Annotated in this window: 17 protein-coding genes; 3 read left to right on the top strand and 14 right to left on the bottom strand. The window is 29.2% G+C overall.

The genetic code is table 11. The features are described 5' to 3' along the window. Nucleotides 1-14: 14 nt before the first annotated feature. From pyrF to H8S20_RS09405, 6 genes are all read right to left on the bottom strand, one after another. Nucleotides 15-887, bottom strand: a complete 873-nt coding sequence (gene pyrF, locus H8S20_RS09380; protein WP_032117531.1) for an orotidine-5'-phosphate decarboxylase — start codon at nt 885-887, stop codon at nt 15-17. 16 nt (nt 888-903) lie between these two features. Then, nucleotides 904-2,103, bottom strand: coding sequence for a dihydroorotase (locus tag H8S20_RS09385; RefSeq protein ID WP_186859951.1), 1,200 nt, complete (start codon nt 2,101-2,103; stop codon nt 904-906). Nucleotides 2,104-2,105: 2 nt separating this feature from the next. Beyond that, nucleotides 2,106-2,537, bottom strand: coding sequence for an aspartate carbamoyltransferase regulatory subunit (locus tag H8S20_RS09390; RefSeq protein WP_032117529.1), 432 nt, complete (start codon nt 2,535-2,537; stop codon nt 2,106-2,108). Next, a complete protein-coding gene (gene pyrB, locus H8S20_RS09395) occupies nt 2,537-3,457 on the bottom strand; it encodes an aspartate carbamoyltransferase (protein WP_186859952.1) in 921 nt (306 codons plus the stop codon). The genes H8S20_RS09390 and pyrB overlap by 1 nt, the downstream gene beginning before the upstream one ends. Before the next feature lie 222 nt (nt 3,458-3,679). Next, nucleotides 3,680-4,351 (bottom strand): orotate phosphoribosyltransferase, encoded by a 672-nt coding sequence (gene pyrE / locus H8S20_RS09400; RefSeq protein WP_032118488.1) that lies wholly within the window; start codon nt 4,349-4,351, stop codon nt 3,680-3,682. Between the two features lie 150 nt (nt 4,352-4,501). Then, on the bottom strand, nt 4,502-5,434 hold the full coding sequence (locus H8S20_RS09405; RefSeq protein ID WP_243177598.1) for a C39 family peptidase: 933 nt from the start codon (nt 5,432-5,434) through the stop codon (nt 4,502-4,504). A 432-nt stretch (nt 5,435-5,866) separates the two neighbouring features. Between H8S20_RS09405 and H8S20_RS09410 the strand changes: the two genes are divergently transcribed. Continuing rightward, nucleotides 5,867-6,367 (top strand): DedA family protein, encoded by a 501-nt coding sequence (locus tag H8S20_RS09410; protein ID WP_186859953.1) that lies wholly within the window; start codon nt 5,867-5,869, stop codon nt 6,365-6,367. 63 nt (nt 6,368-6,430) lie between these two features. Here H8S20_RS09410 and H8S20_RS09415 read toward each other — a convergent pair whose 3' ends face one another. The 5 genes from H8S20_RS09415 to H8S20_RS09435 form a co-directional block, all read right to left on the bottom strand. After that, a complete protein-coding gene (locus H8S20_RS09415) occupies nt 6,431-7,087 on the bottom strand; it encodes a ferredoxin-like domain-containing protein (RefSeq protein ID WP_186859954.1) in 657 nt (218 codons plus the stop codon). Between the two features lie 16 nt (nt 7,088-7,103). Next, nucleotides 7,104-7,910 carry a sugar-phosphatase gene (gene yidA, locus H8S20_RS09420; protein ID WP_032117526.1) on the bottom strand — a complete coding sequence of 269 codons (807 nt, stop codon included), beginning with the start codon at nt 7,908-7,910 and terminating at the stop codon, nt 7,104-7,106. A gap of 121 nt (nt 7,911-8,031) precedes the next feature. Beyond that, nucleotides 8,032-8,301 (bottom strand): ATP cone domain-containing protein, encoded by a 270-nt coding sequence (locus H8S20_RS09425; RefSeq protein ID WP_032117525.1) that lies wholly within the window; start codon nt 8,299-8,301, stop codon nt 8,032-8,034. Between the two features lie 188 nt (nt 8,302-8,489). After that, nucleotides 8,490-10,094, bottom strand: coding sequence for a permease-like membrane multi-spanning protein (locus H8S20_RS09430; RefSeq protein ID WP_186859955.1), 1,605 nt, complete (start codon nt 10,092-10,094; stop codon nt 8,490-8,492). After that, on the bottom strand, nt 10,087-10,800 hold the full coding sequence (locus tag H8S20_RS09435; RefSeq protein ID WP_186859956.1) for an ABC transporter ATP-binding protein: 714 nt from the start codon (nt 10,798-10,800) through the stop codon (nt 10,087-10,089). The genes H8S20_RS09430 and H8S20_RS09435 overlap by 8 nt, the downstream gene beginning before the upstream one ends. Before the next feature lie 139 nt (nt 10,801-10,939). Here H8S20_RS09435 and H8S20_RS09440 point away from each other — a divergent pair, with 139 nt between their 5' ends. Beyond that, nucleotides 10,940-11,452: a L,D-transpeptidase gene (locus H8S20_RS09440; protein WP_032117522.1), complete on the top strand. Its 513-nt coding sequence runs from the start codon at nt 10,940-10,942 to the stop codon at nt 11,450-11,452. A 38-nt stretch (nt 11,453-11,490) separates the two neighbouring features. After that, on the top strand, nt 11,491-11,997 hold the full coding sequence (locus tag H8S20_RS09445) for a L,D-transpeptidase (RefSeq protein ID WP_186859957.1): 507 nt from the start codon (nt 11,491-11,493) through the stop codon (nt 11,995-11,997). A 51-nt stretch (nt 11,998-12,048) separates the two neighbouring features. On the opposite strand, the gene H8S20_RS09450 is transcribed toward H8S20_RS09445, so the two are convergent. The 3 genes from H8S20_RS09450 to H8S20_RS09460 form a co-directional block, all read right to left on the bottom strand. Continuing rightward, on the bottom strand, nt 12,049-12,351 hold the full coding sequence (locus H8S20_RS09450) for a PTS sugar transporter subunit IIB (RefSeq protein ID WP_032117520.1): 303 nt from the start codon (nt 12,349-12,351) through the stop codon (nt 12,049-12,051). A 325-nt stretch (nt 12,352-12,676) separates the two neighbouring features. Then, the gene (locus H8S20_RS09455) at nt 12,677-13,357 is read right to left on the bottom strand and encodes a peptidylprolyl isomerase (protein ID WP_186859958.1); all 681 of its coding nucleotides are present in this window, start codon (nt 13,355-13,357) and stop codon (nt 12,677-12,679) included. 426 nt (nt 13,358-13,783) lie between these two features. Further along, nucleotides 13,784-13,936, bottom strand: a complete 153-nt coding sequence (locus H8S20_RS09460; protein ID WP_186859959.1) for a clostri-philic family protein — start codon at nt 13,934-13,936, stop codon at nt 13,784-13,786. Nucleotides 13,937-14,080: the final 144 nt, after the last annotated feature.

Consider the following 14,080-nt stretch of genomic DNA (forward strand, 5'->3'; position numbering starts at 1 on the left):
GATATCGCCTCTCCTTATATAGCTTTTACAGCATCTCTTATAGCGTCTCTCATCTTTATTGCTTCCTCACGAGCACATGCTGCATATTCAGTTTCTCTATTTTCCTTTTTATAAGCTAATAATATTCCTCTTGATGAATTTACAACTCCACCATTTCCGTTATTTAGATATAGTGCTACATCTTCAGCTTTTCCACCTTGTGCTCCATAACCTGGGATTAAGAAGAACATATCATTGTATCTGCTTCTTATTTCCTTACCTTCTTCAACATGAGTACATCCAATTACTCCACCGATTTGTGTATATCCATATTTACCTTTAACACTTTGACCCATTTCTGTTAACTTATCACCTACAGCGTTGTATAACTTCTTAGCTCCTACTATATCAAGGTTTTCAAAATCTTCTGCACCAGAGTTTGAAGTTCTAACTAGTACGAAAACTCCTTTTTTACCTTCCTTCATATATGGTAGGTATGGCTCAATACTATCCATTCCCATGTATGGACTTAATGTTATAAAATCTGCTTCAAAATCACCAGTAAAGTGTGCCTTTGCATATTGAGAAGCTGTTGCTGCTATATCTCCTCTTTTTATATCTGCTATTATGATTGCATCCTTTTCTCTTAAATATTGAAGTGTATTCTTATAAGCTATTAATCCTTCAATTCCTAAAGCTTCATAGTAAGCTATTTGTACCTTGAAACATGCTACAACATCTAAAGTTGCATCTATTATTTCTTTGTTAAATTCGAATAATGCTTCACTAACAGTTCTACCTTCTAGTACGTGACTTGGTATATAATCAAGCGCTGTATCTAATCCTAAGCAAACTACTCCTCTTTCTTCTACTCTTTCATATAATTTATCTATTATTAATTTATCCATTTAAAATTCTCCTTACTTAAGCTTTATAAACTACATTTCCACCTTTTATTGTCATCTTAACTTCGCCATAATATTCTCTTCCGTGGAAAGGTGTGTTCTTACCTCTTGATACGAATTTTTCTCTATCTACAGTAACCCTTTGATTTAAATCTACAAGTACCATATCTCCATCTTTTCCAACGCTTATTAATCCTTTATTCATTCCTAAAATTCTAGCTGAGTTTCTAGACATTAATTCGCTTAGCTTATTTAATGATATATTATTTTCTTTAACTAGCGTTGTATAGCATATTGAAAAGGCAGTTTCTAATCCTACCATTCCTGGCGCTCCATTTTTCTTATCTTCCTCAGTATGTGGTGCGTGATCTGTTCCTATACAATCTACAACACCCTTTCTTATAGCTCTTATTAAAGTTTTTACATCTTCCTTTTCTCTTATAGGAGGATTTACTCTATAATTGCTTATACTGCTATCTAATGCTAAGTGATGAGGTGTTACTTCACAAGTTACCTTTACCCCTTCTTCTTTAGCTCTCTCTATAGCATTTATTGATTCAACTGTACTTACATGAGCCATGTGAAGGTGAGCTTTAGTTACCTTTGCTAGGTATAAATCTCTTATTGTCATTAAATCTTCTGCCATTCTCATATCTATCTTCGAGAATGTCTTGTCTTCAGCATGTGACATAACTACCCAGTTATTTTTTCTAGCAACTTCCATAGCCTTCATCATTATGCTTGAATCCATAACTCCTACACCATCATCTGATATAGCTTTTACTTCTTTATCATCTTTAAATATATTTAAATGTTCTATATTGCTACCTTTAAAGTTTTCAGTTATTGAAACACATTGGTGTATATCTGTTAACCCAACTTCTTTTGCTCTATTTCTTACCGCATTTAGCACTTCGTAGTTTGAGCATACTGGCCAAGTATTCGCCATTAAGCAAACTCCTGTATATCCGCCTTTTACTGCTGCTTTAGAACCACTGTCTATATCTTCTTTTTGAGTAAAGCCCGGCTCTCTAAAGTGTGCATGAGTATCTATGAAGCTTGGCATTAAAGTTAGATTATTTCCATCTATTATCTCAACGTTACTTTTATTTAAGTCTTGTCCAATTTCTTTTATTCTTCCGTTCTCTACATATACATCTCCATGGAAGTTTTGAAAAGCATCTACTACATTAACGTTTTTTATCAATAAGTTGCTCATTTTTATACCTCACTTAGATTAATTATCGTATCACAATACTGACATTTGTAAGATCCATTATCTTCGTTAACTAAATCAAAAACATGCTCTAAGTATTTTTCGTCATTTGTTATACATCTTGGATTGTCACAATTAATTATTCCCTTTACCTGCTTTGGTAATGAAGGTTTTATTTTTCTTACTCTAACTTCATTTTTAATTTCATTTATAGTTATACCTGGTGATAATAACGCTAAAACTGTAAAATCTATCTCTGTAGCATTTTCTATTTTTATTATGTCTTTTCTACCATTTTTCATACTATTAGCGTTTATTATTAATGCAACTTCACTTTCACCATCTTCTAATTTAAGGTATTTAAATATCTTAACTCCTACACCTGCTCTAATATGATCTAATACAAATCCATTTTTGATGCTTGTAATCTCTAACATTACGCTACCCCCAATAACTTAGCCATTAAAGCCATTCTTACATACATACCAAACTCTGCTTGCTTAAAGTATGCCGCTCTTTCATCCTTATCAACTTCAACATCTATTTCATTTACTCTTGGAAGTGGATGCATTATTATCATATCTTCTTTAGCTAATTTCATCTTTTCGGTATCTAAAATGTAGCTATCTTTTAGTCTCATATATTCATCTTCATTGAAGAATCTTTCCTTTTGAATTCTTGTCATATAAAGAATGTCTAACTCTTCTATTACATCCTCTATCTTTTCTACTTCTCTGAATTCTATATTATTTTTATTTAAAACCTCTTCTCTTATATATTGAGGTACTCCTAATTCTTTTGGTGATATTAATAAGAATTTGATATTTTCATATCTTGACATAGCTGTTATTAGAGATTGAACCGTTCTACCATATCTTAAATCTCCACAAATCCCGATAACATGATTGTCTAATCTACCTTTTAAGCTCTTTATAGTTAAAAGATCTGTTAGGGTTTGAGTTGGGTGTTGGTGTCCTCCGTCTCCTGCGTTTATAACAGGTACTGATGAATACATACTTGCAACTTTAGCTGCTCCTTCTTTAGGATGTCTCATAGCTATAATATCTGAGTATATGGATACCATCTTTATAGTATCTGCTAAAGTTTCACCTTTTGCAGCTGAGCTTGAATTCGGTTCTGAGAAACCTAATATCTTCCCACCTAATCTCATCATGGCAGCTTCAAAGCTAAATCTTGTTCTGGTACTTGGTTCATAAAATAGAGTAGCTAGTATTTTACCTTCACATACGTGTGAATACTCTTGTGGATTTGATATAATTTGATGTGCTAATTCAAAGATTTCATCTAATTCTTCTATTGTGAAGTCCATTGGATTAATTAAATGTTTATTTTTCATATAATTCGCTCTCCTTCTCAACCTCTCTGGGCTAAATTTAAAGAAATAATAAAAAAATGCCTTCCTTTATGTAAAGGAAGACATAATAATCCCGTTGTCTAATAAAAATTACACTTCCTTTTAAATCTCTCTGGATTTCATTAAAGGTTCTTTATTTTAATCTAAGATACCATTATTTTTTAATGATGTCAATATTTTTAGAGAGTTTTGGTTGTAATTTTTTTATATACCGTATTTTTCGTAGTATTTTTCTATTGCAACTTTAATTTTATCATCTATGTATACTGTTCCGTTTAATTCTCTGTTATATAAGTACTCTACAACTTCTTTCATTGTAACTATTGAGTAAGTTTGAATTCCAAACACCTCTTTAATTTCTTCTTGAGCTGACTTTTCACCTTTACCTTTTTCCATTCTATCAACAGAAATTATTAATCCCTGAATTTGTGGATTTCCTTGTGCCTTAAGTATTGGTGCAGTTTCATATATTGAAGTTCCAGCAGTCATTACGTCTTCAACTATTACAACTTTGTTATCTGAGTTAATTTTAGCTCCTAGTAATATACCACCTTCACCGTGATCTTTTACTTCTTTTCTGTTTGAGCAATATTGAACATTTGCTCCGTAAAGCTTATTCATTGACATAGCCGTAGCTACAGTTAGTGGAATTCCCTTATATGCAGGTCCAAATAAAATATCTACATCATTATTAAAATGTTTCTTTATAGCTTCAGCATAAAAATCCCCAAGCTTACTTAATTGCTCTCCTGTAGTATAGTTTCCTGTATTTATAAAGAAAGGAGTTTGTCTTCCACTCTTAGTAGTGAACTCTCCAAATCTTAATACGTTACTTTCAATCATAAATTCAATAAACTGTTCTTTGTACTTATCCATCTTCATAACATTCCTCTCTACAAAAATATTCATTGTTATTGTATCACGATTACTCTATTAATTAAACATCTTATATTTTAAGAAACAGTAATTTCTACTTTAAGCTTCATTTTTTTCTATAAAATATAGTTCATCAAAAGTAATAATCTTCTACATAACTGTAAAAGTCCATAAGTTATCAGCTTCTTTCATAAATACATCTACATCCCATGTTTGTTCACTTCTTATTTTGCTATCAGAATCATTTATTATAATCCTATTATTTTTATCAACTCCAGTTAATACTACAAAATGTCCACTGGTAGTAAATGTCCCTGGCCCCATACTTGCTATTATAGGTTGTCCACTTTTTAAAGTATCTATTATAAAATCCTCGCTTAATGGCAATTCCTCAGACCTTAACCCGAAATTTTCAGCTCCATCGCTCATAAGAGTCCAAGCTGATCCTACTCCATCTACAACATATCCATTTTCTTCACTAAATTCTGCTATAACCTTTGGGTTTATGTTTGTATTACCTGTAAGACCTACTACTACCATTGCTAAAGATGTAGGTCCACATCCACTAATAGCCATATATTCTGAACCATACTTTTCATATCCCCATCTTTCATCCCATTGTATGAAATGTGGAATCTTCCCTTTTTTATACTCTTTTTTTATAGATATTTTCTCATTTTTTGTTTCATAATAATTAGGATAATTTGCAACAAACTCTATTGCTTCATCTTTTTTCTCAGCGAATTCTAAAAGTTCTCTTGGGTATTCTTCTATATTATTTAAAATCGTAATAACATCTGGATACTCATTTACTTTTTCTAATAAACTTTTTATTAATTGATCACTTGAATTTCTTACTTCTTCAGGTATTTTACTTAAATAATCTGTCTCTTCTATTTTTTGATATTCTTCTTTTTTTGAATTTGAGCCAAATATCATTTCATTAGCTCCATATCCTATTAATCCTATCGCTAAAAGACCTATTAGAAATTTTAAAACTTTTTTATTTCTTTTTCTTTTCTTTAATTTTCTATTTTTTATTTTTCTATTTTTTATTTCTTTTGCACTTCTATTTGATGTCATAATATATCTCCTTATCACTTTCATCTGTTGATCAATATTAAACTCTTATTATTTTTTTGTTTATATAAAAATGACTTGTTTAACTATCTCTTTATATAATAAATTTATACAAATATTTTTTCTAAATCTTATATTAAATGTTTCAAACTTGTAAATTCTTTTAGAATTTAAATATTCACACTCCAGCATATTATAACACTTGCTCTTTTTTTTTTAAATATTCCTTGTATAATAAGAAGAAGATATTAAATTAAGTTATAGCAATATTAAATTGTATATTCTACTGGGGATTTATATGAATAATAAAGTTAGCGGTTATATAGATGCTTATACTAATAGTTTAAGTGAAGGTATTTATATAAAGAAATATATAAATACCTTCACCAGTATGCATAACATTTATTTAGTATATTTTAATATAAGGAGAAATAAATGACAAATTTAATAGAAACTCTAAAAGCTAATAGTTTATTAATAATTTTCATAATTATGTTCTTAGAATCATTAAACCTAACTGGTATTCCGGCTATAGTTATAATTCCAGCTATAGGTGTTTTTATAAAGAATAGTGGACATTCCTTTTTTGTAGTATTTGCTATTGCAAGTTTTGCATCTATCCTTGGAAGTATAGCTTATTACTTAGTATCTTCTAAGTTTGGTGATGTTATATATAACTTCTTTTTTAATAAGTTCCCAAGTACTCAAAAGTCCTTGACAAAAGCTAAAGAAATAGCTGAACAATATGGTGCTAAAATGTGTCTTATCGGAAGAATGATTCCTACTGTTAGGACATTTATATCTTTGATGTCTGGAATCTTTAAGGTTAAATTTAAAGATTATATTATATATTCTTCTATTGGAATATTAGTATGGAATCTTGTTTTAATATCTTTAGGCTACTTTGGATATATTTTATCTACTATGACACTTTAATAATTATAGAAAAAATCCAGCTGAATAAATTCTGCTGGATTTTAAAATTTGAACATATTTTAATTATTTCACTTTTTTTATAACATCCTCTTTAAACTTTTCTATCCCCAATCTCTCTATCATAAATCCAAGCTTTTCACCTAGCTCAGCATTCTCTTTATAATAATCAAAAATTGAATCTATAAGTTTTAAGGTTTGTGTTTCATCTAAATCTTTTGCTATTATATCAGCAATTCTTGGATTAAATCCTGCTGAACCTCCAGCTACCACCATTAATCCTGTTACATCAGCTATTACTCCTACATCTTTAGCATAAACACTTCCACAGGAATTTCTACAGCCTGCAACACCAATTTTGGTTCTACAAGGCATATCTTGTTTACTATACTTTTTCGTTAATTTCATCCCGATTCCAATAGTATTATACTTGCTTCTTTTACAAAAACCAGCTGGACATATTTCTACGTTTTTTACTGAATTGGCTTTTAATACAGCTGGTTCCATACCTAACTCATCCCAAATATGAGGCAAGTATTCTTCTTTTAGATTTGTAATTAAAATTCTTTGTCCTGATGTTATTTTTAATACACCATTATATTTTTTTGAAACCTTAGCTATCTTCTCTAAAGTTTCTGCACTTACAAATCCACCTGGTATATCAGGAGTTATTGCATAGGTTCTTTTACCATCTCTAATTTTTTGAAGGTTTCCATAATGCATAAAGCTTTAATTCCTCCTAAGATAAAACAAATTTTTCTATAGCTGTTGCTACTCCATCTTCATTGTTTGAATCAGTTATATAATTGGCAGCTTCTTTAACTTCCTCAAATGCATTTCCCATTGCTATTCCCATTCCTGCATATTCAATCATATGCAAGTCATTTCCTGCATCTCCCATAGTTATTATCTCTTCCCTTTTAACTCCTAAATGCTTAGCTAAAAGCTCAACTCCAACACCTTTATTAACTTCTTTATTTAAGAATTCTAAGAAATAAGGAGTACTTCTAACAACTGTATATTTTTCGTAAACTTCCTTTGGTAGATTGTCTACAGCATTTTGAAGTATTTCAGGTTCATCTATCATCATTACTTTTATGTAACTTTCGTCCTTTTCTATATCATCAAAATTAATTTCTTGTATAGTAATATTGTTTATAGTAGCTTCAACTTCAGTATATTTACTATTTTTAGGAGTAACTAGTCCATTTTCTTCAGAGAAAGCATGAATATTAACACCTAACTTCTTGCTTAAATCATAAAGGTAGTGAACATCTTCTCCTATTAACCCCATTTTACATACTACTTCTCTACTCTTTGTCTTTAATACTAATCCACCATTGTAGCTTAATACATAATCTTTATCTGTGTACATATCTAATTCTTCTAAATATCTCGTAACACCATCTATAGGTCTTCCTGTTGCAAGAACAACTGTTACACCTTTATCCCTAGCAGCTTGTATCGCCTTTTTAGTTCTTTCTGTTACTATTTTTTCTTCATTTAATAAAGTTCCATCCATATCTAATGCTATTAATTTATACATATATAATTCACCGATCCTTGCTTCAAAATATCGGTACTATTATAACACGAAAGGAGGACTTCGTCCTAGTGACTTTTCCCTTTTGCATCAGCAAAACCTTTCTTCTTTTCCATTAGGTAAACTACTTCTCGTATCCTACATAAGATGAAACTACTTCTTCAAATCCATCTCTCTTTAGTACATCTACTACTACCCCAATAATTTCATAGCTTGAAGTATTGCCATACTCTGACCTTAAATTTTCTATAGATTTAATTATATCTTTTACTAATACATTAATATCTGATTCATTTAAAAGAGCTTTTGTTCCACTTGTTGCATTTAAAATACTGACTTTAATTTTATTAGCTTCTAACTCTTGTAATCTACCATCTTTTTTAATAACTTGCATAATAATGCCTCCTTAATTTAGTACCATATTAATATTATATTTTTTATTTTTTTATATATTTACATAACTTAATTATCTCTACTTTTATAAGTAATAACTAACTCCAACTTATTATTTACATATTTTATATCTTTTATTTATATATTAAGAGCTATGCACTTATTATGCATAGCTCTTAATTTTTAATATTACAATTGATTGAATTTTTTTATTCCTACAGTATTTAAAATACAATAAGATATTATTAAAAGAATTATTAATATAGCCAATATTATTGATAAAAACATGTTTATATTAGTAATATTAAACAAAAGAAATGCTCCTATTGGCAAACCTATAGCTGCAAATGTAAATAACATCTCTATAAGCACAGCTGCGCTTTGTTTTACTACTACTGTTGGTGATGCCCAATCTAACTTTGGTAAATATAAGTTTATAACTAATCCTACTATTGAAGTTAATAAAGAAAATACTATCGTAAATGCTAAATTCCATAGTAAAGCTACGAAGCTAAACTTTAATCCTATAAAAAATATTATATTAGCTACTATTCCTAATGGTATAGTAATAAGTAGATTTAAAAATATTTTACCTTTAAAAATATCCATCTCCCTTGTAGGCAATGACTTTACTATCCACAAATTCTTACCTTCTAAAGATATTGATGAAGTAGTTGTACATGAAATTCCTATCCCAAAAACTAATACTAATAATGCATTAAGCGGCATAAGCTCGGCTACATATGGCATATCCATATACATAGTTAATGTTTGTCCATCAACAAATAAAGTTGCAACTGAGGCTGCTACTATTATAATCATTCCTACTCCTGTATTTAAAACATATATAGGAGTTGAAAAATATCTTTTAATTTCTTTTTGTAATAATGCTTTTGTCACACTACTAGATTTAAGTGATTTCATTTTATAGTTTGCATTTTTATAATTTTCTCCTAATCTAGCATTAATCTTTCCAAATAATTTACTAAATACAAGGACGAATACTATAAAAGGAATTATTGATATAATAATAAACTTTCCTAATTCTATTAAATTTGTATCTCTTAGTGCATTTGTAAAAAATGTTACTGGTAGATAAATTTTACCTATCCCCTCCATAATAGATGCACTATTCATCATAAATGATTCGATAATAGAATTCATATTAAATGAACCTATAAGAATTAATAATGTTACAGCTGTTGCTCCTACTATAGTAACTAAATTTTTATGCTTAAATTTAGTTGCAAAGTAACTTATAAATACTGCTAAAATAGATGCTACTATAACTGGAATTAAAGGCATAAATATAACTGATATTATTAGTATTAAAAAGAATCCTACTGATAATCGAGGAACTCTAGTATAATATATCACCCCTGTTGGTATAAGTACAAAAGCTGTAAATATCCAATTGAATAGTAATAAGTTTATTATTTTACTAGTTAATATTACACTATTCTTTATTGGTAATGACATAAGCATATCATAATCTCTTGAAGTAAATAATGTCCCTTGAGCCTTATATATAGATGTAAAAAATACCATCATAACACTCATTAAACCAGCCATCATTAATAATAAATCTAAATATCCTATACTCTCTAATGCATCTGCCATGAGATATGCATACATAGTTACTGTAACTGCTATGGCTACTGCTCCAATAAGAAGCACTAAGGATGACATCATCATTTTTCTTTTCTCTTTTGTACCTGAAACATTTTTGGAAAATCCGTTTAATCCCCAATCATTAATAAATGTTGCTTTTAATACAACCCATAATTTATTCATTGTCTATCAACCCCATAAATATATCTTCTAAAGAACTATTTCCCCTTACTTCATCTGTATTTCCTTCTGCTACAATTTTTCCATCCTTTATTATTGCTACTCTATTACATAGTTTTTCAGCTACTTCTAATACATGTGTAGAGAAGAATATAGCACTACCTTCCGAACATATCTCTTTCATAATCTCTTTTAAAGTATGAGCTGCCTTTGGATCTAATCCAACAAAAGGCTCATCTAGCACTAATAGTTTAGGTTTGTGGATTAATGCAGAAATTACAGCTAATTTTTGCTTCATTCCATGAGAATATGACCCTATTAAATTTCCTAAATACCTAGTTAGTTCAAGCTTGTCTGAATATTTTTTTATAAGTTCTTCTCTTTGTGATTTACTAACTCCATAAATATCTGCTATAAAACTTAAATATTGAATTCCTGTTAGCGCTTCATATAAATCAGGATTATCTGGAATATATGCCATCATCTTTTTGCATTCTATAGGATTATCTTTAATTGATAGCCCATTAATTATTATCTCGCCTTCATTAAAATCCAAAATACCTACGACAGATTTTATTGTAGTAGTTTTTCCTGCTCCATTATGTCCAATAAATCCAAATATATCACCTGAATTTATATTTAAAGATATATTATCTACGGCTTTCTTACCTTGCTTATAAGCCTTTGAGAAATTTCTTATTTCTAACATATTATTACCCCCGATATAGTTGTTATAGTTATAATATAACAGACAATCATAAAAATCAATATAATTATTTCGACAACCATCAACAAAGTGGGACTATTTAAATAAACTATATTATAGAACAATTTTGGGAGTTTAATTTATGTGGCTTATTAATAAAGCTAAAGGACTATATAGACTAAGTCGTCTAAATAGTCGTCTATTAGTTAGTTCATTTAGAACGAAATCTTCTTATTTAGATTCTGCAACAAACTTTGTAAATAGCAATGGATTTATTAGTAGCTCTCCATACTTTATTTGGGTAGATACTAAGAATTTCAAAACTAATATATTTAGAGGTTCAAAAAATAATTGGACTCTTATTAATAGCTATCTATGTACTATAGGAAAACCAACAAATCCAACTATAAAAGGAACTTACTTTGTTGGTGTAAAAGGTTATTCCTTTGGAGAATCACGTGGATTTAGATGTCTTTATTACACCCAAATTAAAGGAGATTATCTCTTTCATTCCATCCCCTACTATCTAGATGGAACAATAAAAGATGATAGACTTGGTATGATGCTAACAGATGGTTGCGTTCGTTTATCAACACCTCATGCAAAATGGATTTATAATACTATTCCTGGTGGAACAACCATATTCATCAGCTAGCTTTATATAATTATAATATTAATATCTGGAGATGTTTTATGCTAATAAATACTATAAAAAATATATATCGTGTTACAAAATTAAACAGTACAGTTTTATCTGATTTTCTATTAGTTAATTCACTTTCTACTTATGGTGAATCCTTTGTTAATAATAGTGAACTCTCTAGTATAACTCCTTATCTAATTTGGGTAGATACTAAAAGTTTTAAGGTTAATATTTTTACTGGTAAAAAGTCTAATTGGAAGCTAATTAAAAGCTACTCATGTTCTATAGGTAAACCCTCTACCCCTACACCAAAAGGTACTTTTTATATAGGTGTTAAAGGGTATGCATTTGGATATGCTCACGGATATATATGTTATTATTACTCTCAATTTAAAGATAATTACTTATTCCATTCAATTCTATATAACTTAAACGGAACTATTAAAGATGGACGTTTAGGCATGCAGATTTCAGATGGTTGTATACGCCTAGCTAAAGTTAATGCCAAATGGATACATGATAATGTTCCTGTGAAAACAACTGTATTTATAAATTGAACAAAAAGGTGAATTCACCTAAATGAATTCACCTCTTAAATATAATATAAACTATTTCATTAATTCTAATGCTCTATCAAGAACAGCAGCACCGTTCATAGTTCCGTATAATCTCATATCGATTACTTCTACTGGAACTCTTCCTTTTACTAAAGCATCAACTTGTGGTTTTTGGAATCTTACTTGTGGCCCAAGTAAAACTATATCAACTGTATCAACAACGCTTGAACATTCTGAAACTGGTAAAGCGTTTATGTTTATTTCTATTCCTTTTGCTTTTGCAGCATCCTTCATTTTGTTAACTAAAAGACTTGTAGACATACCTGCTGCGCATACTAATAAAATATTTTTCATGATAATTCCTCCTAAAACTTAAACATTATAATTTTTATTATATAAATTTTTATTGATAGCATATTTACTACTTTAATAACTATATTAAATCTTTTAAAAATCGATTACATAATCATTATACCATTACTATATCATATTTAAATAAAAATTTCATTATTTTCTTAAAACTTAATTCGGAAAATTTTCCACAAAATAAAATTTCCAATTTCCGTTTTATTTTATATTTAAAAATATAATTTTTTTATGTTTTTATTATAATTATTAATAAAAAACATGAATCAATTAAGGATTCATGTTTTCATTCATTTAATCAAAATAAATCTTACTATTTTATCTTTTCAGCTTCTGGATATTCTACTCCCTTTGTATCTACTTTTATTTCTTCGATAACTATAGGAGTTACTGGAGTTGATTTTTCTCCTGTAGACTTATTCTTTTCTACTTCTGAATTATTTATAGCTTCAACAACATCTAATCCACTTATAACTTTCCCAAATGCAGCGTATTGTCCATCTAAACTTGGAGAATCTCCAGCCATTATAAAGAATTGACTTCCTGCTGAATCTGGATTTTGAGCTCTAGCCATTGATAATACACCTGTAGTATGCTTTAAATCATTAGCTTTATAACCATTTCCTGAGAACTCACCTTTTATACTATATCCTGGATCTCCTGTTCCATCTCCCTTAGGATCACCACCTTGATTCATAAAACCTTTTACTACTCTATGAAAAGTTAATCCATCATAAAAACCTGAATCAGCTAATTCAATAAAGTTATTTACAGTATTAGGCGCTTTATCTGGATAAAGCTCTGCTTCTATAGTTCCAAAATCCTTAACCTTTATAGTAGCTATTGGTAAATTTTCTGGTCTCTCTACTTGAGTTGTAGAATTATCAGCTGAATTACTATCTCCTGTTTCAATATTGCTACTTCCACACCCAACCATAGCTACAGACATAACTACAGCTAAGGCAGATACCACTATCTTTTTAATTTTTTTCATCATAAGTCCTCCTTAAGTTTGTATCAAAAATATATTATCCTTATATATACGGCATATTTTTTATAGGAAACACACTACTCATATACATTCGTATGTGTAAGTTCGATTGACTAAATTAAAATTTAGAATCTCACTTAGGAAACACACTACTCATATACATTCGTAGGTGTAAGTTCGATTGACTAAATTAAAATTTAGAATCTCACTTAGGAAACACGCTACTCATATACGTTCGTAGGTGTAAGTTCGATTAACTAAATTGAAATTTAGAATCTCACTTATATTCTAACAGTGTAAACAATTTTAATAAATAATTAAAATGTAAATTTTATATAAAAATAATTAAACGAGACTAAATGAGTTTTGCCCTTGTATGTACTACCTAGGTAACTTCATTTATAGCCTCGTTTTATTATTTACACTTCTTTAATCCAATGGTTCTCCATCAAAACTCTTATAAGCAGGAGGATTTTTATCATTACCTACATTATCTTGATCTTGATGCAGCTTTTGTCTTCTAGTTCCTTTTTGCATAGGATTCATTGAATTAGAGTTTTTATCCCAACGATCTTTTTTCATACTTCACACTCCCTTCAATTTATATCTTTTGTCTTATCCACTATAATAATTCATCTTTTTCATAACTTTGACCATTAAGAAATTATACGTTATCATTGATTGGAAGTTCAAATTTAAATTTGGTAACTTTAAATTACTCTTTCA

This window comes from Clostridium hominis, from assembly GCF_014287825.1.
GTDB lineage: Bacteria > Bacillota > Clostridia > Clostridiales > Clostridiaceae > Clostridium > Clostridium hominis.

Excerpts from the sequence above, each read along its gene's own strand:
- pyrF (WP_032117531.1), bottom strand. The coding sequence starts at position 887 with ATGGATAAATTAATAATAGATAAATTATATGAAAGAGTAGAAGAAAGA.
- H8S20_RS09385 (WP_186859951.1), bottom strand. The coding sequence starts at position 2,103 with ATGAGCAACTTATTGATAAAAAACGTTAATGTAGTAGATGCTTTTCAA.
- H8S20_RS09390 (WP_032117529.1), bottom strand. The coding sequence starts at position 2,537 with ATGTTAGAGATTACAAGCATCAAAAATGGATTTGTATTAGATCATATT.
- pyrB (WP_186859952.1), bottom strand. The coding sequence starts at position 3,457 with ATGAAAAATAAACATTTAATTAATCCAATGGACTTCACAATAGAAGAA.
- pyrE (WP_032118488.1), bottom strand. The coding sequence starts at position 4,351 with ATGGATAAGTACAAAGAACAGTTTATTGAATTTATGATTGAAAGTAAC.
- H8S20_RS09405 (WP_243177598.1), bottom strand. The coding sequence starts at position 5,434 with ATGACATCAAATAGAAGTGCAAAAGAAATAAAAAATAGAAAAATAAAA.
- H8S20_RS09410 (WP_186859953.1), top strand. The coding sequence starts at position 5,867 with ATGACAAATTTAATAGAAACTCTAAAAGCTAATAGTTTATTAATAATT.
- H8S20_RS09415 (WP_186859954.1), bottom strand. The coding sequence starts at position 7,087 with ATGCATTATGGAAACCTTCAAAAAATTAGAGATGGTAAAAGAACCTAT.
- yidA (WP_032117526.1), bottom strand. The coding sequence starts at position 7,910 with ATGTATAAATTAATAGCATTAGATATGGATGGAACTTTATTAAATGAA.
- H8S20_RS09425 (WP_032117525.1), bottom strand. The coding sequence starts at position 8,301 with ATGCAAGTTATTAAAAAAGATGGTAGATTACAAGAGTTAGAAGCTAAT.
- H8S20_RS09430 (WP_186859955.1), bottom strand. The coding sequence starts at position 10,094 with ATGAATAAATTATGGGTTGTATTAAAAGCAACATTTATTAATGATTGG.
- H8S20_RS09435 (WP_186859956.1), bottom strand. The coding sequence starts at position 10,800 with ATGTTAGAAATAAGAAATTTCTCAAAGGCTTATAAGCAAGGTAAGAAA.
- H8S20_RS09440 (WP_032117522.1), top strand. The coding sequence starts at position 10,940 with ATGTGGCTTATTAATAAAGCTAAAGGACTATATAGACTAAGTCGTCTA.
- H8S20_RS09445 (WP_186859957.1), top strand. The coding sequence starts at position 11,491 with ATGCTAATAAATACTATAAAAAATATATATCGTGTTACAAAATTAAAC.
- H8S20_RS09450 (WP_032117520.1), bottom strand. The coding sequence starts at position 12,351 with ATGAAAAATATTTTATTAGTATGCGCAGCAGGTATGTCTACAAGTCTT.
- H8S20_RS09455 (WP_186859958.1), bottom strand. The coding sequence starts at position 13,357 with ATGAAAAAAATTAAAAAGATAGTGGTATCTGCCTTAGCTGTAGTTATG.
- H8S20_RS09460 (WP_186859959.1), bottom strand. The coding sequence starts at position 13,936 with ATGAAAAAAGATCGTTGGGATAAAAACTCTAATTCAATGAATCCTATG.